17 protein-coding genes are annotated in these 23,416 nt (G+C 61.6%); 3 read left to right on the top strand and 14 right to left on the bottom strand.

Annotated elements, in window-relative coordinates; genetic code table 11:
- Positions 1-16: 16 nt before the first annotated feature.
- The 7 genes from EJ067_RS09805 to EJ067_RS09775 all read right to left on the bottom strand — a co-directional run bounded on the left by EJ067_RS09805 (position 17) and on the right by EJ067_RS09775 (position 9,778).
- Positions 17-496, bottom strand: a complete 480-nt coding sequence (locus EJ067_RS09805) for a class I SAM-dependent methyltransferase (protein WP_126085752.1) — start codon at positions 494-496, stop codon at positions 17-19.
- Positions 497-742: 246 nt separating this feature from the next.
- A complete protein-coding gene (locus EJ067_RS09800; protein ID WP_126085751.1) occupies positions 743-1,924 on the bottom strand; it encodes an ABC transporter permease in 1,182 nt (393 codons plus the stop codon).
- The gene (locus EJ067_RS09795; protein ID WP_126085750.1) at positions 1,921-2,919 is read right to left on the bottom strand and encodes an ABC transporter permease; all 999 of its coding nucleotides are present in this window, start codon (positions 2,917-2,919) and stop codon (positions 1,921-1,923) included. The genes EJ067_RS09800 and EJ067_RS09795 overlap by 4 nt, the downstream gene beginning before the upstream one ends.
- Positions 2,920-2,921: 2 nt before the next feature.
- Positions 2,922-4,820: an ABC transporter substrate-binding protein gene (locus EJ067_RS09790; protein WP_126085749.1), complete on the bottom strand. Its 1,899-nt coding sequence runs from the start codon at positions 4,818-4,820 to the stop codon at positions 2,922-2,924.
- A complete protein-coding gene (locus EJ067_RS09785; RefSeq protein WP_126085748.1) occupies positions 4,817-6,712 on the bottom strand; it encodes an ABC transporter ATP-binding protein in 1,896 nt (631 codons plus the stop codon). Before EJ067_RS09785 ends, EJ067_RS09790 begins: the two co-directional genes overlap by 4 nt.
- Positions 6,713-6,859: 147 nt before the next feature.
- Positions 6,860-8,200, bottom strand: coding sequence for an adenylate/guanylate cyclase domain-containing protein (locus tag EJ067_RS09780; protein ID WP_126085747.1), 1,341 nt, complete (start codon positions 8,198-8,200; stop codon positions 6,860-6,862).
- A 399-nt stretch (positions 8,201-8,599) separates the two neighbouring features.
- Positions 8,600-9,778: a DUF3095 domain-containing protein gene (locus EJ067_RS09775; protein WP_126085746.1), complete on the bottom strand. Its 1,179-nt coding sequence runs from the start codon at positions 9,776-9,778 to the stop codon at positions 8,600-8,602.
- A 75-nt stretch (positions 9,779-9,853) separates the two neighbouring features.
- Here EJ067_RS09775 and EJ067_RS09770 point away from each other — a divergent pair, with 75 nt between their 5' ends.
- Together EJ067_RS09770 and EJ067_RS09765 are read left to right on the top strand one after the other, a co-directional pair.
- The gene (locus EJ067_RS09770; RefSeq protein ID WP_126085745.1) at positions 9,854-10,942 is read left to right on the top strand and encodes a glycosyltransferase family 4 protein; all 1,089 of its coding nucleotides are present in this window, start codon (positions 9,854-9,856) and stop codon (positions 10,940-10,942) included.
- Positions 10,939-11,715: a polysaccharide deacetylase family protein gene (locus EJ067_RS09765; RefSeq protein WP_126085744.1), complete on the top strand. Its 777-nt coding sequence runs from the start codon at positions 10,939-10,941 to the stop codon at positions 11,713-11,715. Before EJ067_RS09770 ends, EJ067_RS09765 begins: the two co-directional genes overlap by 4 nt.
- Before the next feature lie 143 nt (positions 11,716-11,858).
- On the opposite strand, the gene EJ067_RS09760 is transcribed toward EJ067_RS09765, so the two are convergent.
- From EJ067_RS09760 to EJ067_RS09750, 3 genes are all read right to left on the bottom strand, one after another.
- On the bottom strand, positions 11,859-12,713 hold the full coding sequence (locus EJ067_RS09760; RefSeq protein ID WP_126085743.1) for an MBL fold metallo-hydrolase: 855 nt from the start codon (positions 12,711-12,713) through the stop codon (positions 11,859-11,861).
- 75 nt (positions 12,714-12,788) lie between these two features.
- Positions 12,789-13,238 (bottom strand): cyclic nucleotide-binding domain-containing protein, encoded by a 450-nt coding sequence (locus tag EJ067_RS09755; RefSeq protein WP_126085742.1) that lies wholly within the window; start codon positions 13,236-13,238, stop codon positions 12,789-12,791.
- A 188-nt stretch (positions 13,239-13,426) separates the two neighbouring features.
- The gene (locus tag EJ067_RS09750) at positions 13,427-16,141 is read right to left on the bottom strand and encodes an ABC transporter ATP-binding protein (RefSeq protein ID WP_126085741.1); all 2,715 of its coding nucleotides are present in this window, start codon (positions 16,139-16,141) and stop codon (positions 13,427-13,429) included.
- A gap of 165 nt (positions 16,142-16,306) precedes the next feature.
- On the opposite strand from EJ067_RS09750, the gene EJ067_RS09745 reads away from it, so the two are divergent.
- Entirely contained in the window at positions 16,307-16,978 is a 672-nt protein-coding gene (locus EJ067_RS09745; protein WP_126085740.1) for a class I SAM-dependent methyltransferase, read from the top strand.
- Positions 16,979-17,015: 37 nt separating this feature from the next.
- On the opposite strand, the gene EJ067_RS09740 is transcribed toward EJ067_RS09745, so the two are convergent.
- The 4 genes from EJ067_RS09740 to EJ067_RS09725 all read right to left on the bottom strand — a co-directional run bounded on the left by EJ067_RS09740 (position 17,016) and on the right by EJ067_RS09725 (position 23,255).
- On the bottom strand, positions 17,016-18,167 hold the full coding sequence (locus EJ067_RS09740) for a glycosyltransferase family protein (RefSeq protein WP_126085739.1): 1,152 nt from the start codon (positions 18,165-18,167) through the stop codon (positions 17,016-17,018).
- A complete protein-coding gene (locus tag EJ067_RS09735) occupies positions 18,164-19,408 on the bottom strand; it encodes a glycosyltransferase (protein WP_126085738.1) in 1,245 nt (414 codons plus the stop codon). The genes EJ067_RS09740 and EJ067_RS09735 overlap by 4 nt, the downstream gene beginning before the upstream one ends.
- 1 nt (position 19,409) lies before the next feature.
- Positions 19,410-20,624 carry a glycosyltransferase family protein gene (locus tag EJ067_RS09730; RefSeq protein ID WP_126085737.1) on the bottom strand — a complete coding sequence of 405 codons (1,215 nt, stop codon included), beginning with the start codon at positions 20,622-20,624 and terminating at the stop codon, positions 19,410-19,412.
- A 405-nt stretch (positions 20,625-21,029) separates the two neighbouring features.
- On the bottom strand, positions 21,030-23,255 hold the full coding sequence (locus EJ067_RS09725; protein WP_126089572.1) for a mechanosensitive ion channel family protein: 2,226 nt from the start codon (positions 23,253-23,255) through the stop codon (positions 21,030-21,032).
- Positions 23,256-23,416: the final 161 nt, after the last annotated feature.

Genomic DNA, 23,416 nt, shown 5'->3' with positions numbered 1-23,416 from the left:
ACACTTGGGTCGGCTCTCACACGCGCCTGCAGACAAAATAGCGATCGGCGGGCACCGAAGGCGGCAGCGGGAGGCGTTGCAACTGCGGGTGATCGAGCGGCGTGCCGCTGACCGCGATGCCGCCGACGCGAAGGAGGCGCGCGGTCAGGTCGGGGAGCCAGGTGGAGGTCACCGCGTCGCGATCTTCATAGCCGGTGCCGATGTCGGCATGGACAAGAGCGGCCTCGATGCCAATGAACCGTCTCGCCGTCTCGCGTATCTCGCCGAGCACGAGGTTTTCAGGTTCGGGAATCGAGCTGGAGTGCGCGGCCAATGCGCGATCGAACGCCACGATCCGCCGTCCGGGCAGGCGCTCGCGCAGATGATGGAACGTTCGGCCGTTGCCGAGGCCGAGCTCGATCACGGGGCCTTCGATCTTGGCCACCTCCACGCAGACCTGATCGAGAATGTCGCGCTGTGCGGTCAGCCTGCGGATGAAACTCTCGAGGCGAGACATATGCGTTTGTGTCCTGAACCAGCTCAAGGGATCGGCAATGCCCGCGACCGGAACGGTTCGCGGGTGAAACCCGAGGGCGACTTGTTGGACCCCGATCGAGCCTTCGCCGCATATAGAGCAATTCCAGGAAAAGTGTGAACGGTTTTCCATCCGGAATTGCGTCAAAACAAAGAGATAGAGCGGATCGGCCCGGCTGGGATCATGCCGGGCCGAGCGCGCAGCCGGGCGCGCGGCGGAACGGCGGTATCACTTGTAGGGGTCTGCGGCGTCCCGCAAGCCGTCGCCGAGGAAGTTGAAGGCCAGGATGACGAGAATGACGGGGAGGATCGGCAAAAGCAGCCATGGATAGAACGCGATCACGCTGACGCTACGCGCCTCGGTGAGCAGGATGCCCCAGCTGGTTATCGGCGCCCTCAGGCCAAGCCCGAGGAAGCTCAGCGCCGTCTCGCCCAGGATCATCCCGGGTATGGAGATCGTCGCCGTCGCGATCAGATGCGACATGAAGCCGGGAATGAGGTGCCGCCGGATAATGCGGCCGCTGCTGGCGCCCATCAGTTGCGCGGCCAGAACGTAGTCCTCCTCGCGCAAGGCCAGAAGCTTCGAACGCACGGCCCGCGCCAGTCCGGTCCAGTCGAGCAGGCCGAGGATGACGGTGATGCCGAAATAGATCAGGATCGGACTCCAGGTTATCGGCATGATCGCCGCCAGGGCCAGCCATAGCGGAATGCTGGGGATCGATTGCAGGACTTCGATTATCCGTTGAACGATCAGGTCGAAGATACCGCCGTGGTAGCCGGCCAGTCCGCCGATGACTATGCCGAGCAGAAAACTGAAAGCGATGCCGACGAGACCGATCGTCAGTGAAATGCGCGCGCCATAGATGACGCGCGAGAACACATCGCGTCCCAGCCGGTCGGTGCCGGCCAGGAAGAGCTGGCCGTTTTCGGCAGGGCAGACAAGATGCATGTCACCTTCGATCAGGCCCCAGAACCGGTAGCTGTCGCCCTTGCAGAAGAAACGGATCCGCTGAACATCGTCCTTTCTGTCGATGTAGTTCCGCTTGAGCGTGTCCATGTCCAGCGTCATCCGGCGGCCATAGACGAACGGCCCGACGAACTGGCCGTTGTCGAACAGGTGCACCTGCTGCGGCGGCGCATAGATGTAGTCCATGTTGCGCGTGTGCAGATTGTAGGGCGCCAGGAACTCGCAGATCAGTATCGCGAGATAAAGCGCTGCCAGGAATATGCCGGATATGAGGGCAAGCCGGTGCCGTCGGAATTTCCACCACATCAGCCGCAATTGCGATGCCTGGAAGACCTTCGACTGCTCCGGCGTCATCGCCTCGACCGACTGCAGGTCGAATGGCGCGATGGAAACGTAGTGTTGCAGTGGGGCACCCGGAGCGGGCAGCGGCGATTGCGTGTTCATTTGGTGCTGCCGCCTTGCAAACGAATTCGCGGATCAAGCAGCGCCAGCGCCAGGTCGGAAATCAGGACGCCGATGACCGTCAGGAAGGCGAGAAACATCAGGAACGACCCTGCCAGATACATGTCCTGGCTTTGCAGCGCCTGGATCAGCATCGGCCCGGTCGTCTCCAAGGACAGCACGATCGCGGTGATCTCGGCGCCGGAGATGATGGCCGGCAGGATGGAGCCGATGTCTGAAATGAAGAAATTGAGCGCCATGCGCAGCGGATATTTGACCAGCGCCTTGAAGGGATGCAGGCCTTTGGCGCGCGCGGTCACGACATATTGCTTGTGAAGCTCATCGAGCAGATTGGCGCGCAGCCGCCGGATCATGCTTGCCGTGCCCCCGGTGCCGATGATCAAGACCGGGATCCAGAGATGGGCGAGGATCGACTTCGCCTTGGCCCAGCTCATCGGTTCGCCGAGATATTGCTGGTCCATGAGATGGCCGATGGACGTACCGAACCAGATATTGGCGAAATACATCAGGATCAGCGCCAGCATGAAGTTCGGAATGGCAAGGCCGAGAAGGCCGAGGAAAGTCAGGCCGTAGTCGCCCCAGCTGTATTGATGCGTGGCGGAGTACATGCCGATCGGAAAGGCGATGAGCCAGGTGAAGATGATCGTGACGAAGGAAACCAGCACGGTCAGCCACATTCGGTCCCCGATGACGTTGCGAACCGGCAGCTCATATTCGAAGGAATAGCCGAAATCGCCGTGCAGCATCCCGCCGACCCAGTAGAAGTAGCGAATGACCGGTGGTTTGTCGAAACCATACTCCTTGCGCATCATCACGATGCGATCTGAATCCACCGCTTCGCCCTGAGCCCGAAGCTCGGCGACATAGCTGTCGAAATAGTCGCCTGGGGGAAGTTCGATGATCGTGAACACCAGCGCCGATATGATCAGCAGCGTTGGAACCATCACGGTGATGCGCCAGGCGATATATCGAAGCACGCTCAGGACTCTCCAAGCCAGAATGTGTCCGGCATATAGACGCCGAAATAGGAGGTCGGGTCGTAGCCGTAGAGCGCCTTGTCAGGCAGATTGCGCAGCCGCGAGGACGCCAGAACCGGCTGATACGTTCCGTTCACCGTGCCGATCGAAAACACCTGATCGGTGTAGATCGACAGCATTGAATTCCAGATTTCGGCGCGCTCCGCGGCGTTGGTCGATGCGTTCCAGCGTTTGAGCAAAGCCATCAGCTCGACCACGGGCGGCAGGTCCGGCGCCTCGCCGAGCGTGCCATGAGACAAGTAGTGAGCGCCCCATAACGGCCATTGCAGCTGGTCGTCGATGGTGGGGGCCAATTGGTACGGGTTCATGTCGGCGGTCGGCACGCCATTGTCGATGCCCGACCACATCGACATCATGATCTGGCCGCCAAGTGCGCGGCTGCGGAAGATGTCGCGCTGCGAAGTCCGGATGAACAGGGCGATGCCGATCTGGCGCCAATGATCGGTGATGAGCTCGAGCGCGTCGGTTTCCAGCGTGCTTTCGCCGGCCGTTTCCACGATGACCTGCGCCGGGCGTCCATCGGGAAGGATCCGCAGGCCGTCATCGTCACGCCTCTGAAGCCCGACCTCGTCGAGCAGGGCATTGGCCCGGTCGGGATCATGGGCGACCCAGGCCTTCGCGAATTCCGGCCGGTAGAGCGAGCTCTCCGGCAGAACCGTATCGGCACTTTCCTGAGCCAATCCGTAGAACACGGCCAAATTGATCTCGCGCCTGTCCACGGCGAGCGAAAGCGCGCGGCGCACGCGCACGTCGCGAAGAAGGCCACGCCACACCTGGTCGGCACAATTCAGATTGGGCAGCAGCGCCAGCCGCGAACCCTGTGTGCGTTTCCACAGATGCATCTTCACCGGGTAGCGCTTCTCTGCGTCCTTCAGGAAGGAGTAGTCGGAAAAGTCGATTCCCATGCATTGCAGGTCGCTCTCGCCTGCACCGGTCTTGGCGGAAATGATCGCCGACGAGCTGACATTCATGACAAACCGGTCGACATAGGGCAGTTGCCGGCCATTCTCGTCTATTCGATGAAAGAACGGGTTGCGCTCGAAGATGAACTGCTCAGCCGGCGGCTTGGTCCGGTTCTGCCAGGGATCGAGCGTCGGCAGTTCCGGGTTCTCCGGGCGATACTGCCGCGACATGCGGATATGCAGGAGCGTCCATTTCTTAGCCCTGTTCTCCTCCATCAGGCCGGCGAGCCGGAATGGATCCTGGTATTTCTTGTGGAACTGCTTGAGATAGGCCGCCGGCAGGACAAGCGATAGCGGCGAAGCGGCAGCGAGCTTGGGCAGGAAGTCGGGATTGGGCGCGTCCCAGCTGTAGCGCACCGTCAACGGATCGACGATCTCGAAGCTTGGCGGCTTGCCGTCCGCCAGCAGGGCAGGGGCGAGCCCGCCTTGCGAAAGCTCCTCGTTCAGCCAGACATCTTCCCAGCAATAGCGAAAATCCTCCGGCGTCAGCAGGCTGCCGTCGGACCATTTATGTCCTTCCCGTATCTTGAAGGTGAAGACGCGATCGTCCGCGACGTCGAAGCTTTCGAGAATGTCGGGTTGCAGGTTAAGCTTTTCGTCATAGCCGACCAGGCGGGCATAGCCATAGATCGTCATCAGCCGGATATCTTTCTGGCTGCCGATGATCGTGCGCAGCGTGCCGCCATACTGGCCGGGCTGCCGGCCCATCGCGGCGAGATTCAACACGCGCGGGCTCTTGGGCAAGCGTTCGGCGAGTGGCGGCAGCGCCTTGGCTATCAGCAGCGGCTGAAGAAATTCCGGCTCCAGATCGCCGGCGCGCAACGTGCCCGGCACAAATGCCGAAGCCAGGAGTCCAAGGACGGTGCGTCGGCTGATCAATGGCGCAACTCGCTGACATCGGCCGAACGTCGGGCCAGCACAAGGTGGCCGCCGCCAAGATCGAGCGGCGACAGCGTATCCTCCTCGCCCTCGTCGCGGAATTGCGGTCCCCATGCGCTGGTGTCGGAAGCGCCGCTGAGCTTCAGCGTCTTGAAATCCATCGGCCTGTCGAGATCCGGGAAAGGCACCGCGGCGACCAGCGAGCGCGTGTAGGGGTGGATCGGCTTCCTGAGCAGGATTTCGCGCGGCGCAAGCTCGACGATACGCCCGCCGCACATCACCGCGATGCGGTCCGCCATGTAGTCCACCACCGCCAGGTTGTGGGATATGAACAGGTAGGTCAGCCCCAGTTCCTTCTGCAGGTCCTTCAGAAGGTTGAGGATCTGCGCCTGGACGGAGACATCGAGCGCCGAAACCGGTTCGTCGCAGATCAGGAGTTCAGGTCCCAGCGCCAATGCGCGCGCAATGCCGATACGCTGACGCTGCCCGCCGGAGAAACTGTGCGGATAACGCTTGATGAAGCGCGGATCGAGTCCGATTGCCTGCATCAGGCTCTTGACCGTGGCAAGTCGGGACGCGGCATTGCCACGCTGATGGATTTCCAGCGGCTCGCTCAAGATGTTCTCCACCGTCATCCGAGGGGAAAGCGACGAGACCGGATCCTGGAAAACCATCTGGATTTTCGCGCGCAGCGTGCGCAGGGTGTCTCCCTCGCCTTCCAGGACGTCGATCGGTCCATCGCGGCCGTTGAAGATCACGGATCCCCCGCTGGGGGTGACGGCCCGCATCAGGATCTTGCTGACGGTGGTTTTACCGGAGCCGCTTTCGCCGACCAGACCGAGGCACTCACCCCGCCGGATATCGAAGCTCACGCCGTCCACGGCGCGAACAGTGGTTTGATGATTCCCGCCGAACCATCCGGACTTGCGGATGGTGAAGGTCTTTTTCAGATCCCTGACCGACAGCAGGATGTCGTCCGGCCCCTTCGATGCCGGCGCCGTCTGCTTGCCGAGCAGGCTCCCGACATTCACCGGCACCTCGCGAAGCGCCTTCAGCCTTTCGCCGGGCTTCAGGTCGAAATGCGGAACGGCTGCCATCAGGCCCTTGAGGTAAGGGTGGCCTGGCCGGCGGAATATCGCCTCGACAGGTCCCGCTTCCATGATCTCGCCATGGTACATGACCACCACCTCGTCGGCGACATTGGCGACCACGCCCAGGTCGTGCGTGATCAGCAGCATCGCCATGTTCAGCTTGGTCTGAAGCCCGCGCAGCAATTGCAGGATTTGCGCCTGGATAGTGACGTCCAACGCCGTCGTCGGCTCGTCGGCGATCAACAGGGCGGGCCGGCAGATAAGCGCCATGGCGATCATGGCGCGCTGGCGCAACCCTCCCGAAAGTTCGAAGGGATACATGTCATAGGCGCGCTTGGGATTGGGAAAGCCGACAAGGCCGAGCATTTCCTCGGTCCGCGCCATGCGCTCCGCCCGGGTCATGGGCGTATGGATCTGCAGCGATTCGCTGACCTGGTTGCCGATCGTGTGCAGCGGCGACAGCGATGTCATCGGCTCCTGAAAGATCTTGCCGATCCGGCTGCCTCTCAACGCCCGGATCTCGGGTCCATCACGCGGCATCTGCAGGATGTCCTGCGTCATGCCGGGCTTTTCAGGATCGGAAAACAGGACACGGCCGCGAACACGGGCCGTGTTGGGCAAGATGCCCATCACTGCCTGGCTGAGAACCGATTTTCCCGAACCCGACTCGCCCACAAGCGCGGTAACCTTGCCGGGCAGGACGCGAAGATTTGCGCGCCTGACGGCATGCAACGGTCCCCCGATAATGGCAAAGGAGATGCCAACATCTTCGATTCGCAGCAGATCAACACTCGAATTCATGCTCACACCAGCCCCACTCTGGCGGGTCCCAGAAAGCGAGACTAGCGCATTGCCAGCCCAGAGCAACTTGGATTCGAAACGGTCGTCGGCAGGCGGACCCGGTGGCCGCACTGTCTGCCCAAAGGCGTGGGGATCAGATCGTAGCGGTTATTGGATCTTGCTTGGGTCGCCCGCCGATATCCGCGCGGCATCGCGATGAAGCAGCATGACCTGCTCGGCGTCCGACATCCGGCCGTGAATCGGCTCCAGCGCGCCGTCTTCATCGAGCGCGAGAGCGCCCGACAGATCGGGTGAAAGCACCGTCAGCTTCTGCTTGATGCCAACCAGTTCCTCGTTGCCGAGCGTCAGCCAGCTGTTGGCGCCGCAATAGCTGGCGAAGTCCTTGCTGGCGAGAACGCTGTGCGGATATTTCTTGGTCAGGGTCTGGAGGCGCTGGACCTCGTTTACAGCCGAGCCGAAGACAGAGAATGTCAGTCGGTCGGTAAGCCCGACATTGCCGAACATCACATTGCCGACATGGAGGCCGAGACCGAATTTTATATCGAACAGGCCCTTTTCCTTTCTGCGCAGATTGAGATCCATCATGCGCGCCGTGGCCTTGTGCGCGGCCGCAAGGGCAGCCTGGCAGGCTATCTCGGACTGCGAGCGATGCCTTTCGCAAGGGTAGACGGCGATGAAGCCGTCACCGATGAAACTCATGATCTGCCCGCCTTTGCGATTGAAAGGTGCAGCAACGGCGTCGAAAAACTGGTTGAGCGTATCGATATAGATTTCGCGGCCGGAGGTTTCGGCAAGCTTTGAGGACCCGCGCATGTCGCCCATCACCAGTGCGGCCCGGATAGTATCTCCCTCGCCGCGCTTGATCTGACCGTCAAGCACGCGCTTGCCGGCGTCGCCGCCGAGATAGGTGGTCATCATGTTGTCGGCGAGCTTGGTAAGCACCGCCATCTTGGTCGCGATAGCGAGATGGCTTTGGATGCGCAGCAGCGCCGAGATCATGCTGTCGCTGAAACCGCCAGCGCTGTCTGTCGACCAGGACCCCATCATGCCCTGACTGGTGTTGCCGCTGAAGGGCAGGACGAAAGCCATGTAGTCGGTGACGCCCATGAGCCTGAGGTCGTCGAAAACAGGAAACTCCGACGGCATCGACGGGTCGAGCCGGCGGCGCAGATGGTCGAGCTTGTTGCTGAGCAGATGGTAGTATGGGCTGGTGAGGAACCTGTCGGACGGCACGCCGGGCTTGCTGCGGAAGCTTTCCACTTCCAGGCCCTCGCCGCGAAACCAGGTGAAGCCAAGCGCATCATAGAGCGGATGAAGCATCGAAAAGCTCAGATGCACCCGCTTCAGCGGCAGGCCGGCAGCAGCCAGCCGTTCGCAAAAGCCTTTTATCAATGTCTCAAGGTCGTGGCCCGCCAGCGCCGATTGGTTCAGCCAATCGGCGACCTTGTCCATGAGAATGGTGGAAATTTCTGCTTGCGCTGCGCTCATGCTATCCCGAAACCCGTCGAAGACGGAGCCATCGTCCTTTGATCCGCCATAACACAGTGCGCCAACGACCCAAAGCTAGGATTCCCGACGGCAACGGGGCCGGCTCCGACGGCAAAAGCGGCGAAGAGGTTCCCGGATGACTGTCCTTGCGGCCGGGGAGCAGGCGCGACTGCATCTATTCTCTGCGGCGTTATGTGGAGAGGCTGCTTGCTAAGTGCAATCACCATCCTGACATCGGGCAAAAATTCGCCGGCTCGGACGCCGTAGCGCGTTTCACCGTTTCACGGAAACGGAGAAACGCCCTATCTCCTTGTTTTTACGCAATTCCGGACGGAAAACCGCTCAAACTTTTCCGGGAATTGCCCTAGCCTTCACCGGCGTCTCTCGGGCCGGTCGTCGTCAGATTGCCGCCTTCGCCTTCAGGCTTGCGGCGGCCATCGCGTAGCCGCCGGCCGCGCCATCGATGAAATGAAGGTGATCTCGCTGCAGCGGCGAGGCGACCAGGCATGTCATCAGGGCCGATTTCTGGCGGTGCAGGCCATAGCTGCAGATGCCCGCTTCTTCCGCCTGTTTCAGCCGGCTCTCGATCCGTTGCAACACATCCGCCTCGACGTCGATGGTCATCTTCAAGCCGTCGTCGAACTTGCGGAAGTCCGAATTGCTGGCCACGTCGCGTTTGTAGATCTTCGGATCGAACCTGCCGATCGTCCAGCCAAATCGATCGGTGACAGCCGTAAGCGTCATCAGGAACACCACCCACAGCTTCGCCAGCCACCGCCGTCCGACCGGCGCCACGGCCCGCGCCTCGATATCGAGACCGGCGGGCAGCAGACTGTAGCTCGGCCCGCTCGCCGGCACCGGGTGACCGTCGCGCTCCTGCCTGCCGGCAAGGGCGATGATGTCGGAAACCAGCAACTGGAAACCGCGCAAGTCGCGCGAAGCCCGCGGTATGGCGATGATCGAGACGATTTCGCCATGCCGGGCTTCGATAGGGTTCCAGCGGCAGGAGAGGCCGGTCAGGTCCGGCCGCGCGCCGGCCGGCGCGGGATCGATGCGGTAGCGCCCCGCTTTCATCTCGGCTTCCGCCCAACTGCCGCCACCGCCGGCGAACATGGCATAAAAGACCGCTTCGGAGGCCTGGAACCTCGCCACGCGAACGTCGAGGCCTTGCGCTCTTATGTCCTTTATCGGCACGATTGCGGCGCGCAAGGTCAGGTCCAGTTCGTCCGCCACCCATCTCTGGACGGCCGCCAGCGCGTTGCGGGTGATCTCCAGCGCCGAGCCGGGGAACGCCACGAGCGCGCCGTCGCCGCCGAAGACAAAAGGAAGATCTTGCCGACCAAGCGCATTGAGCAGCGCCGAAATGACGCTGGCGCCGGCCATATTGACGGTTTTATAGCGCCCGGCCTCGATCGCCTTGGTCGAGCCGACGATGTCGGCGGTGGCCAGCGCCCAGCCGTCGGGGAGAGGTCGATAGTTGTCGATATCGGCAACGCTTTCGAACTTTGCGAAGACCGGCAGGGAAGCGACAAACGGGTCGGACGCGATAGCTGTTTCCATGAGCATCAGATAGCACATTCCCACTGCTTGCAGGTGAAGTCGATCATGCTTCGAAATTGACTTGCGCCGGCCTTCCGATGATAGGTTCCGGCGATGCGAATTGCCTTCTATGCGCCGCTGAAGTCACCCAATGACCCCGTTGCCTCCGGCGACCGCCAGATGGCACGGGCGCTGATCAAGGCGCTGGAGCGCGGAGGGCACAGCGTCGAACTGGCCTCCGAATTGCGCTTCTATCTACGCCAACAGGAGCCGGAAAGTTTCGATGCGCTCAGGATCGAGGCCCAAAAGGAAGTCGCGCGGCTGACACGGCTTTGGGATCGTGACGGCAAGCCCGATCTCTGGTTCTCCTATCATCCCTACTACAAGGCGCCCGACCTGATCGGGCCCGAGCTGGCGTCGGCCTTTGCCGTTCCCTATGTGACAGCGGAAGCCTCCTATTCGAGGCGGCGCAACGCCGGCTTGTGGGCCGACACGCAAGCGCTGGTGGCGCGAGCCGTCGAGCAGGCGGCGCTGAACATCTGCTTCACGCAAAGGGATCGCCAGGGATTGGCAGGCGCGATACCCGACGCCGCTTTCGGCATGCTTTCGCCCTTCATCGACACATCGGCATTCCGGGAAACGCCGGCACGGAGTTGTCGGACGCGCCTCGTCACCGTCGCCATGATGCGCCCAGGCGACAAACTCGAAAGCTATCGCATGCTGGCGCAGGCGCTCGGTTCGATCGCCCACCTGTCCTGGACGATGTCGATCGTCGGGGACGGGCCGGCCCGTGACGAGGTCAAGGCGCAATTCGCCGGCTTGCCCGCCGAGCGTATCGAATGGCTCGGCGCGATCGAGCCAGCCGCCGTGCCGGATGTCCTCTACAGCGGGGGAATCTACGTCTGGCCGGGTTTCGGCGAGGCCTATGGCATTGCCTATCTCGAAGCACAGGCCGCCGGCCTTCCGGTGGTGGCCCAGGACATCGCCGGCGTGCCGGAGGTCGTGCGGAATGGCCAGGCCGGGTTTCTCACCCCGCCGGGCGATGTGGCGGCGTTCGCTTCCGCCATTGAAAGGCTTCTGGTCCGTAACGACGAAAGAACCGCCATGGCTGCGGAAGCCAGACGTTTCATCTTCGAAGAACGTTCTCTCGGTGCTGCGGCGGTGCGTCTGGCCGAGCTTCTTGCGAAGATCCCGGTTTCATGACATCCGATCGGATCTGGCAACCCCTGGTGGAAGAGTTGGCGCGCCGACGACGGGCGGGGCGTAAGGCGGAGTTCTGGCTGCGCGACGATGACGCCGTGGCTCCGACGCCTGCGCTTGATCGGCTGCTCGGCCACACCGGTGAATTCGCGGTACCGGTCACGCTGGCCGTCATTCCGGCCCCGACTGATGAGACGCTTGCCGCGCGGCTCGACGAGGCGCCGCAAGCCACGGTCGCCATCCATGGCTGGGCGCACCGGAATCATGCGCCCGGGGGCCAGAAGAAGCAGGAGCTTGGCCCGCATCGGCCACGCCAGGCGGTGCTCGATGATCTGGCTCGCGGGCTGTCGCGTGTGATCGGCCTGCACGGCGCACGTGCCGTTCCGATGCTGGTGCCGCCCTGGAACAGGATCGACGCCGGCTTGGTACCCGACCTTGGATCGATCGGATTTGCGGCATTGTCGGTCTATGGACCGCCGAAGCCGGCTCCGCTGGCGGTCATCAACAGTAATGTCGACATCATGGATTGGCATGGCACGCGCGGATGCCGCGATCATGGCCTGTTGGTTCAGGCTATCGTCGCGCAATTGCAGCATGCATTCGACGGCGGCGAACCGGTCGGCCTGCTCACCCACCATCTCGTGCACGATGAATCGGCCTGGCTTTTCCTTGAACGGCTGTTCACAGTCACCGCGCAGACCGAAGCCTGCGCATGGCTTCCTGTCACAACGTTGATCGAGCGCAGCGCCGCTAAAGCAATTCCAGGAAAAGTGTGAAACGGTTTTCCGTCCGGAATTGCGTCAAAACAAGGAGATAGAGCGGTTTGCCGTTTCCGTGAAACGGTGGACCGCTCTGAGCAATTCCAAGAAAAGTGTGAAACGGTTTTCCGTCCGGAATTGCGTCAAAACAGGAAAACCGCTCAGCCCTTTTTGCGCAATGAGACTGGAAATTCGAGCGTCTGGCCATCCCGCGCGGCAAAAGCGCCGGCAAACCTGTCTTTGGCCATTTTCTCGATCTCGTCCAGCTGGTCGTCGGTGCGAGACGGATCGTGGTGGAACAGCGCAAGCCCTCGCGCACCGGCCGTCTCACAGAGCTTGACGCCCTCTTGCCATGTCGAGTGCCCGTTACCGCGGCGGCGTTCCATCTCCTCCTCGGTGTAGGTGCAATCGTAAATGACGAGATCGGCATCTTCGATCAGGCCGAGCACCGTCTGGTCAAGCAGGTCCGGTTCGTGCTCGGTGTCTGTGATCACCGCCACGACGCGGCCGCCCCATTCGACCCGGTAGCCCACGCAGCCGCCCGGATGAATAAGACTGCCGGTTCGCACCACCACCCCCTCACGCGGCCGAAGCACGTCTCCGGATACGAAATCGCGGCAGTCGAGCCTTGCCTTGCAGATATCGAGCCTCACCGGAAACCATGGCGGCCGCATGAACTCATCGATCATCTGCTGGGTCGTCATGCGTCCTGCAAGATGCCCGGACCAAAGCGTCACCTTGACGCTCCGATCATAGATCGGCGTAAAAGCCGGGAACCCGATGATGTGATCGTAATGGCAATGGGTGAAAAACAGGTCGAAATCGGTCACGCCCGACGCCCGAAGCGCGTGGCCCGCAGGCCGTAGGCCGGAGCCCGCGTCGAACAGAAGCGTATGTTTGCCGCATCGCATCTCAATGCAGATTGTGTTGCCGCCATAGCGGGAGAATTCTGGCCCCGATACCGAAATGCTGCCGCGCACGCCCCAAAACCTGACCAGAAAAACGTCGTCGTCCATGCTACCCCTTCGCAGTCCAGTCGCCCGTGGCAGCCAGTTCCATCACAACGGCTAGGATCAAGCGCGCGTCACTGGTTACTTGGCGCTCCGTGCGTCGATCAGATCCGCGGTCGTATGGCTTAGGCGATCGGCGAGGACCCGCACCATCTCGATGGTCATTTCCGGGAACTCCCTCATAAGCCTCAGGAGATGATCCTTGCGGATTCTCAAGGCTTCCAGCGGACTTGCGGCTCTGACGCTGGCCGTGCGGGAGCTGTTGCACAATATGGCGATCTCGCCAACGATCGAATTTGGCAGCAGTTCGGCAACTTTTATCGGTCCGCTGTCGGAATCGACCAGAATATCCGCCTTGCCTGAAAGGATGACATAGGCGGCGTCTCCCTCGTCGCCCTGCCGGAAAAGGATCTCGCCCGCGCTGTAGCTCACGCGATCGGACGTGAACGCAAGCAGCTTGAGCTTTGCCGGCTCTATGCCGGAGAACAAGGGAACGCGTTGCAGCATTCCAACCTCATCCTTGAGCAGCATTGTCGCAAACCTTCCCTAAATTCACGCCTGCGAGACTAGAACAACCGACACCCGGATGGAATAAATCTGTTTCCGGATGGCGAAACGAGCCACGCGAAAGGTGGCGAGCCCGACCGGCTGGAACTTCAATCCTTGATGCTGCAGCAAGTTCCCACCGGCAGAATGATCCTATCTGAATTTCCAACGCCCTATGAGAGCAGTTCCTTGAAAGTACTGTTCCCTGCCAAAAGTGTCTCGTGTGGTCCGTCTTCCACCAAGCGACCCGAGTCGAAGACGATAACGCGATCGAACATCATCGCCATTGCCGGATTGGTCACGACCCACACAATTGCCGGCGAACGGCCGTCGCGTCTGGCTTCCTCGAGCACGTTTTGCAGCACCTTGTCCTGCACGCGCTGGTCGAGCGCCGACAGCGGCCGGTTGAGAATGAGAAAATCGGGACGCTTGAGCAGGGCCCGGGCAACATCGAGCTTCTGTCGCTGTCCACCGGTCAACCGCCTGCCGCCGGCACCGACGTTGAAGTCCAAACCGACATCCAGCAGTTCGGCATAAAGCCCCAGTTCATCAAGAATGTCATAGACGATGGAGCGTATGCGGTCCGGCGCGTCGGGATGGTTGCTGCCCAGACGCCCGAACAGGACATTGTCCATGACCGTAGCCGCGGCAATGTATTTGGCAGGATCGTAGCGTTCGACCGCGTTTTGCAGCTCGGGCGGCAGGTCTTCATAGAACTGGTTGCGTGCGGCGACTATCTTGTTCATCAATTCGTCGCTCAGCAGGCCGAAGCGATGCCGGGGCTCGATATAGGCAAAGCTCAAGGTGACGATCATGGCGCGGTCGTTCTCCGAGACCGTCTCGTAGGGACGGTTCTTGAGCCGTTGCAGCAAGGTTTCGTAAGCTGGTATCTCCTCGGCGCTCATGAAGGCGAGTTGCTGGAAGAAAGGGTGATCGGGCGGCAGGTCGGCAAACAGCTCGATCGCTTGTTCGGCGATATCCATGCCCATTTCGTAGAGCGTGCGATCGAGGCCGGCTTGCTTCAGCACCGACGCGAAATAAGGATTGGCCGCCAGAGCCCTGTCGGCCAGTTCGGGGCCGGCGGCGGCGCCGAAGAGCAGGTTCTGGCCGATCGCCGCTTCCTTGTTGTAGGCGCCCGGTTCGAAAGGAACCACCAGCCCGCTCAGCCCTTCTTTTTCCAGCCGGGTTCGCAGCGCCGCACGGAGTTCGACGATCCGCCCGGCAAGTTTCGTGTGACGCGTGAGGTCGGCCGAAGAGCGCAAGCCAAGATCCAGAATGTCGCGCGACAGAAGAACCGCGTCGAGGACCTGGCGCACGGCTTCAAAGAGGTCGTGCGGGCCGGTAGCGCCGGCGGAAGCATAGTCGACCCAGTCGCTGTGGACATCGAGATCCGGATTGCCCGACCGGCGCGCCTCTTCGATGTTCCAACGCTGCTGGTCTGCCGCTGCGCCGTCATAAGGCACTGATGTCAGCGGCGCATGCTTCAAGCCGTAGAGCAGATTATCGCGGAGGCTTGCCTGGAATAGGAAAACATCCGACGAGGCGTAGGACATGCGCCGGCCGGTCACCGCTTCGGGGAGTTCAAGCAGGTCATCGGCGCCCGAAGTGACCTTTCCACTGCTCGGCCAGCTCAGCCGCGCGAAGGCTTCGGCAAGCGCCTCCGCTCCGCCTGTTGCGGTGCTGACCAGCGCAACCGTCTCACCCGGCTTGACCTGCAGGGAGATACGGTCGAGGAGCATTGCGCCGCCATCGTCTGCTATGGACAGACCGATCGCTGAGAGGGGGTCGGTCATCGGACCGGGATTGTCGACGGTCAGCGCTGCGATTCCCGGCGCAATGAGACCCTCGACGGTGAACTGTTCAACGACCTGCTGATATTTGACTTGAACATCCTGCCGATCCTGATCCCAGTCGATCAGTTCTTTCATCGGTCCGGGCAGGTCCTTGTAGGCGCCGATCACCGCCACGAGCTGGCCGACGTCCAGCCGTCCTCCGATAACCAGGTACCCGCCAATCATGTAGAACAGAAAGGGCGTGAGCTGCGCGAGAAAATTGTTGAGGAACTTTACCATGAATTTCCATTGGTAAAGATCGAAGCGGATCTTGAAGATGAGCCCGAGCCGGGATGCTATGTCGGCTCGCTCGTAGTTTGACGTATCGTGGACGTGAACCGCGCCTATGCCGTCGACGATTTCGCCAACCCGGCCCGAAAGCGCGCGCGCTGTCAACTGCCGTTGGCGCCCGAGCACGAGCAGCCGCCGCCGCATTCGCGGGATGAGCACGATCTGGATCACCACGATCACGACCGCTATCATTCCGAGCCAGACGTTCTGGACCATGATAAACAGCATGGCCGTCAGCGCCTGGCCGCCGAGCAGCACCGGCTGCAGGAAGGCATCGCCGATGAAGCCGCCCAGCGGCTCCACCTCGTCCTTCACCATGGTCGCCACTTCGGCGGATTTCACCCGCTTGAAGTAAATAGGCGGAAACCGCAGCACACGATCGACCAGATCGAAGCGGATACGGCGCAGCATGCGCTCGCCGAGGCGGCCCTTGTAGGTGTTGATGTAGAGTTTGAACAGACCGTTGATGACGACCAGCAAGAGGAACACAATGCTCAGGGCAAGCAGCGTTGCCTTGCGGCCGAGCTGAAAACCGGAGAACAACAGGACCTCGCCGATGAACGGCAGGTCATAGTGCAACCTCATGAATGGCTGGGTCGAGCCCGGTTGCTCGAAGCCCCTGCCCTGGATCGGGCCGTTGACGATCAGTTTCGGCAGGTCGAAGGACATGAAATAGGGGATCATCGACAGTAGGACGATCATCAATATCCAGATCTGCTGCTTTCTGGTGTGCCTCCAGATATAGCGGGCTAGGCTGGGTTCCATATGCGACTGTGGGTCCTTCAGTTCAAAGAACAAAGCAAAAGCATCTGCCAGCGGACAGCGTATCGGCAATCATCGCCGGCGACATGTTCGAAGCCTGCGAGGCGGCTTTGCGAGGGCAAAGATTGCGTTGTGTCGCCCGAAATCCCAACATACAAGGCGAATATGATGGATGTCACGCAGCCACGCAATGCCGGCCTGGACGGGCACGACCAGGCCCTGGACCTCACGCGGGGAATTGCCGCCTATGTCAACCACCCGCTCGTGGCAGGGCTGGCGCGCGTCATCGCCAAGCATCCGCAGGCCGACATCGCCAACGCCTTCAACCACAAGCAGGTCGCCTGCAAGATGTGGGCGCTCGACAAGCTGTTCGAAAGCTGCGGCGGCCGGTTCGGGCGCATATGGGTTCTGGGTGGATGGTACGGCGTTTTGCCGGCAATGCTTTTCAACGACGCCCGCTTCGAAGTCGCAGCGGTCGATAGCATCGATATCGATCCCGAAGTCGCGCCGGTCGCCCTGACCCTCAACCGGGATGCCGGCGACCGGTTCCGGGCGCTGACGGCGGATATGTACGCGCTCGACTATGCGGCCGGGCGGTCCGACCTGATCGTCAATACGAGCTGCGAACACATAGCCGATCTCAGCGCCTGGCTTGCCCTGCTTCCGCGGGGCACGACTGTGCTGCTGCAATCGAACGACTATTTCAGCGAGCCGACGCACATCAACTGCGTGGCTTCACTGGCAGCCTTCGAAGCCATGGCGGCGCTGCGGGAGATCAGGTTCTCCGGCGAGCTGCCGACAAAGAATTATACGCGCTTCATGCTGATTGGAACTGTTTGAAGCGCGTTGCGCCAATCTAACCCCGACGCGACCCGCGTCAGGATTTTTGGGACCAGGTTCGATACCGCTCGCGCAGGATTTGCGCCGAGTGATGCGCGCCTTCCAGATCGAGACGATGCGCGGATGGCGTCGGTCTTGCAAGCGCCTGTTCGATCGCTTGCGCCAAAGCTTCAGGCGTCAGGTGCTTTTCCTTCAGCACCGTTGCAAGACCGAGTTCTTCGAGCATCAGGGCGCGAACCGTTTGTTCGGTCTCCCCGCCGGCCGCAAATGGAACGAGCAGGGAGCGACAACCCGCGCGCAGGACATCGCAGACCGTGTTGTAACCCGCCTGCGAGACCGACAGGCGGGCTCCGGTCAGCAGGCCGGCGAAATCCTCGCGGAACCGGAAGATTGACAGGCCGGGCGGGGCATCGCGAGCGATCGCGTCAAACTCGTCTTTCGGCAGGTTTGGGCCGGTGATCAAACACCATTTCCAACCGTTGCCGGCATTCCCCGCGGCTGCGATGGCGGAGCTGACAAGGCTCTTTCCGGCAGCCCCGCCGCCAACCGACACCAGGATGTCGAAGCGCTCGGAGGCCGCCGGCGGTGGCGGCGCCGCAACGAGCCCCGTGTAGGCGACCTCGGCCCTGATCGCCCCGGCCAACGGAAATGTCTTGTCGATGGTTGCGAAAGCAGGATCGCCGTGGACCATGACAAGGTCGAAATGCCTGTTGACGAGTTCGACCGTTTCCTCGTTTCGGCCCGGCTTGACGCGCTCCTGAAGGATATCGCGGACGGACGTCGCCAGCAGCGGCCTGGGTGACGTCGCTTCGATGGCTTCGATCAGCGGCAAGAGTTCGAAACGCATCTGGCGGCGTCCAAACGGAAACGCCTCGACGATGACGATATCAGGCCTGCAATCCCGGAATGCGTCCAGCAGCATCTCCGAACGCCGTTTCCTGAAATCGTCATCGATGGGTTTGCCCTGCAGGTCGACAAGTCCGGAAAATCCTTCGTCACCGGAAGTGGCAGGCGGCAGGGCTACAGATTTTACCCCCGGTCCCGGAAACCCCGCGATCGGCGCTCCCCCGGTCACGACGGTAACGTCGAATCCGTCATCGACCAAAGCGGCTGCGATGCGGCTGGAGCGCGCGAGATGGCCGATACCGAGCAGGTGCTGGACATAGAGGAAGGCGCGCAGCCGCTTCAATCGGCGACCCGCCACTCGCGCTCGAACAGTTCCTTGAGCTGTCCAATGCTTGTCAAATGATCGAAATTGCCGCGCACGCGCCGCTCTGCGGCGTCGCCGAGGCGGGCGCGCAGCACGGGATCACGGATCAGGCGCTCCAGCGCCTGGGCGAGGGCGATCGGGTTCTCCGTCGGAACCAGCAGCCCGGTTTCATCCGGCGATAAAAGCTCCGGCACGCCGGAAATATCGGTCGACACGCAGGCAAGCCGCTGGCTCGCCGCCTCCACCAGAACATTCGGCAGACCGTCCCGGTCGCCATTTGCGGTGATCCTGCAGGCCAGGGCGAAGATGTCGGCGCGGCGGTAGTGCTCAAGCACGTCCTCCTGCGCAAGCGCGCCTTTCCAGGAGACGCGCCCGTCCAGTCCGAGCTTTCGCGCCAGCGCCTTGAGCCGTTCCAGTTCCTCGCCGCCGCCGATATGCTCGAAACGCCACGCCAAGTCGCCAGGCAAGAGGGCAAGCGCCTCCAGCAAGGTGTCGTAGCCTTTCTTTTCGACGGCGCGCCCGACGCTCAGAACGATAACCGGTTCGTCCGGAGCCGAGCCGTCGTGCTGTTTTCGCGCCTCGCCGAAACTGCCGAAGCGATCAAGGTCGAGCCCATGATAGCTCAGATGCACGGACGAGTTGCCGTTGGCGAGTTCTTTCAGACGGTCGAAGCCGGTCTTCGTGCAAGTGACCGTCCAGCGCGCCGAGGAAAGCTTGCCGGCCAGATCCCAGTCCGCCGATGTCCAGATGTCCTTGGCATGGGCCGAGCAGCTCCAGGGCAGGCTGCGAAGCAGGCTGACATAGAGCGTCACCGATGCCGGCGTGTGCGCGAAATGTGCATGCAACCATCCCGCGCCTTCCGGCCATTCGGCCGCCAGCACCAGCGCTTGCCCGAAGCGGCGCACGCGATTGCGCGTAAAGTCGCGGGGGATATCGGCAGCCAGCGATCCGAGCGCGCGCCAGAAGCCCGGCCGCGGCAGATGAGCAAACAGCGAGCGGATCACGCGCAGCGGCTCTTTATGCAGATACTCCGGCAGATAATGGACGGGCGCCTTGATCTCGTCGTGCACGGGATGGCGTTTTGCATCGGTCGGCCGCCTGAGCGCGACGAGTATCAGGTCGAACCCCGCACGTTCCAGACCGAGCAGTTCCTGCGCGATGAAGGTTTCCGACAGCCGTGGATACCCCTTCAGAACCACGACGATCTTGCGACGTTGCAACTCAGTTCATTCCTTCGATGACCGAAAGGTGATGGCCGGCCCGCCGGTCGAACAGCTCCGCAACGATTTCCGAAATATGAGGCAGCCCTTCCAGGGTAAGATGCGGATTGCTCTGTGATGGGCGGGGCCGGTCCGGCAGCGCCGCCAGTGCATCGGCAAAGCGCTGGGAATCCTTGGCTTCTTCCGGCAAAAGCATCTCGACGAGGCCGAGTTCGGCTGCGCGCCGAGCGCGGATCAGCTGTTCCTCGCGGGGCTCGACGCGCGGCACGATCAGCGCCGGCTTGTCGAAAGACAGTATCTCGCAATAGGTGTTGTAGCCGCCCATTGCCACCACCGCCTTGGCGCCTGCAATCAGGTCTTCCATGCGGTTGTCGAACTCGATGATCTTGATGTAGGGGATCTTGGCCCCCTTCTTGAGCAGCTTGTTGCGCTTGCGCGCCGGCATGTAAGGCCCAAGCACGATCAGCGCCCTGTGCTGCAATTGCGGATCCTGCTGATAGGCATCGATGACGTCGTGGATCAGTTCGGCGCCGTCGCCGCCGCCACCGGTGGTAACGAGGATATAGTCGCCCTCGGGCCGGTGGCCGGGCAATTCGTTCCGCTGCAGGCTTCGTTGCAGGAAGCCGACGAACCTCATCTTTGCCCTGACACCCGGCGGCACGTCCAGGCCGGTCAATGGATCGTAGAAATCCGGCGGTCCATAGGCCCAGATCTTGTCGTAGAACAGGCCTATCTTGCGCATCACATCCCTGCGTGCCCACTCTGCTTCGAGCAGATGCGGCGCATCCATCACCTCGCGCAGGCCAAGCACGAGCGTGGTGCCCCGAGTCTTGAGGTAGGACAGCGTGTCCTCGATCTCGCCGCGCAGGCCGAGCGGTTCCTTGTCGACGATGAATATATCCGGCCGGAAGGTCTCGGCGGTGTGGCGGATGATCGACTGGCGCATCCTTAGCGTCTCATGCAGGTCGATATCCTTTTCCAGCGAGGTGTATTCGCCGTTGCGCAACTTGATGACGCTGGGGATCTTCACGAAGTCGACACGGGCGCGGTAGTCGAAGGCGCCGGCAATAGGCGCACCCGAAATGATAAGCACCTGAAGTCCGTGGAAATCCTCGACCAGCGAATGCGCGATCGTCCGGCAGCGCTGCAGGTGGCCCAGCCCGAACGTGTCGTGGCTGTACATGAGAATTCGGGCATCTTGTACGTGATGGGTCATTATTGAACGTCTTTTAAAACTCTCGCCTTGAGACCGTGGGCGACCCCACGTTTCGTTACCATACCGGGTCAATCGACCTGTTTTGAAACATGAGGGCGCAATTTTCAATTTGTATTACCGAACAAGCCGCAGATCGCCTCACCATCCGCCGGCTCATCGAGTCCTATGCACACCCGCCGAGCGGCGCGAAAAGGCCAGCCGGCGCTCTCCACTCCAGGCTCACTTTTCGTGGTGAACAAGACATCAGAAACCCGGACCCTCCATGGAGCTGCATTCGCGCGAAGCGCCCGTGCCTGTCGGCGGGACGGTGCTCTTTCGCCTTAAGTGGTTGAAGATAAAAGAGTATCTCTGCCGCTGGCGATGCGCGGAAAGTCGCGCTGCGGCCGGCGGGCGTCACAAGCTTTCCTAGTCCGTTGTGCTGGCTTTTCTTCTGCGCCGAGTGGTGTGCGACTGCGCGACGGCAGTTTTCAACGCGGGTGTGATCTCTATCGGCGCGCTCTCTGCCCCATGTGGGTTCTGCAGCCCCTCGACGTGGACCGTCGGGAATGGGAGTTCGATGCCCTGCTCCTTGAAGACCTGGCGGAGGCGTACATAGAATTTGCGTTTCATATTGAAGGCGCCCCCCGGCCTGGTCGTCACCTTGACCCTCAACACGATGCCGTACTCGCCGAATTCCTGCACGCCCTGCATCTTGATCGGCGAGAGCACCCATTGTTTGAATTCGGGATCTTCCGCCAGTTCGAGGCCGATCCGCTTGATCAGCCTGCGGGCGAAATCGATATCGGTGTCGTAGCCGACGGTGATGTTGAATTTGTCGGTGACCCAGTCACGGCTCTGGTTCTGGACGGCTCCGAGTTCACCAAAAGGTATCGTGAACAGCGGGCCACGATGGTGGCGCAGCTTCACCGAGCGCAGCGAAAAGCTCTCCACCGTCCCCACATAACGGCCGGAGGTAATGTACTCGCCAACACGAAACGCATCGTCGAGCAGAAAAAACACGCCCGAAATGACGTCCTTGACTATGGTTTGAGCTCCAAATCCCACGGCGACGCCAACGACGCCGGCGCCGGCGATCAACGGGCCGATCTCGATACCCACTGAGGCGAGCATCATCAGCACCGCCATCACGACGATCACTGCGAGCAGAATGTTCTGGATGATCGGCAAGAGCGTGCGCAGCCGCGCCTGCTGCGGATCGAGGATCGGGGCCTCCTCGTCGTCGGTCACCGCGTGCGGCGTCTCGATGCCCAGCTTTCGTTCGATCAAGGCTTTGATGATCGACCAGCCGAAATCGGCTGCGAGCGCAATGACCATGACATTGATCAAGCCGCGCAATATGAGCGTGGTCGTCGTATCGCTGTCCCGCATGGACTGCATGTCCAGGCCCCAGACACGCGCGAGAAAATAGGCCGCCGTCAGGATCAAGACCATCCGGACTGCTCGATCGATGACGGCGATCGTCACCGCCGGGATCGTGGGCCGGCCGGCATCTTCCGAACCCGGCCGCAGGACGAAATTGACCCCGCGCTGCGTCAGAACGACTGTCAAAGGCAGGAAGAATGCGGCGAAGGTAAACCAGAACAATATGTTGAGACCGGCGATGCGCAGCAGGAACAGAACGACGAAATAGGCGGTCAATAGCCATGTCGCTCCCGTGTGGCCGCTTGGCTGCGCATCGTCTCGCTGTGTTCGTGGTCGACGCCAAATGGCAAGCAGCAAGAGCAACAGCAGCACGAAATCGGCGCCCGTCGACAGGACCAGCATTCCGTCCCGATCGATGCCGAGACCCGGCAGGAGGGTAAACGCCGCGGCGAAGAAGGCGAAGACGCCGACGATCCGGGGTAGCCAATAGAACCAATGGTCGGCCGTTTCGTTGGTGACCGGCAAAGCGCGAACCTCGACGGCGTTCTCGACTTTCATGAAGGAAGGGACGAGCATGGCTGCGACGTACATGCGCACAGCCGCTGTAACGACTGCAGCGATCAGAAATGTCAGCACGATCTCGCGGATGAGCATCGGCCAGTCGAACAACATGAACGCGCCGGCGCTGCCCAGCGCGAACGAAACGATCAGCAGGCTGGAATAAAGCGTGCGACCGCCAATCTTCTTGGCCCGCCCGATGGGCGTCTCCTTCGGCTGCGCGATGATCCAAAGACGAAACGGACGGGTGAGCCTGTACGTTGCCCAGGTGAGCGCCACGCCGGCAGCGATGAACATCGTGATCAGCATGAATACGCCGGCAGAACCCTTGCTGGACATATCGTCCATGGTCTCTGCCCGAACGCGCGCGAACTGGCCTGGCAGCAAGGGCAAAGTCCGCACGATTCTTTCGATATGATGCTTGATCCGATCGAGCGTCGAGGATGCCATCGTATTCATCTGGCCCGGTGTGGCCACCGCGTCGGACGATGCGCCGGCCGGCGAAGCTCCCGCCTCGGCAGGCGCAGCCGCGGGCCGGGCGTCCTGATGTCGCTGTTCGGCCACCCAGGCCTTCACTGACGGATCGTCGAGAAGCTCGAATAGCTGTTTTACCCTTTCAGGCGGGACGGTCGCCGGCGCTTGCGCCTGTGCCGGACCAGCCAACAAGAGCGCGATCCCAAGGACGAGCGACGTGGCGATCACGACAAACATCGCAGTCAGGTCTTCGAGACGCCGCGCCGGGCGCGCCAGACTCCTGGTCCCCAACCGTCTGATCATGAGTGGCATCGTGCTGTAACCTTCCGGCCAAATCGGCAAGCAACGACATCTATGCCCAGTCGTCGCTCCTACCTTGAAGAAACCAGTGTTGCGGT

The organism is Mesorhizobium sp. M1D.F.Ca.ET.043.01.1.1 (assembly GCF_003952385.1).
In the GTDB taxonomy this organism is placed as follows: domain Bacteria; phylum Pseudomonadota; class Alphaproteobacteria; order Rhizobiales; family Rhizobiaceae; genus Mesorhizobium.
The sequence above is the reverse complement of the archived record's forward strand: the minus strand, read 5'-3'. Positions and strand labels throughout refer to the sequence as shown.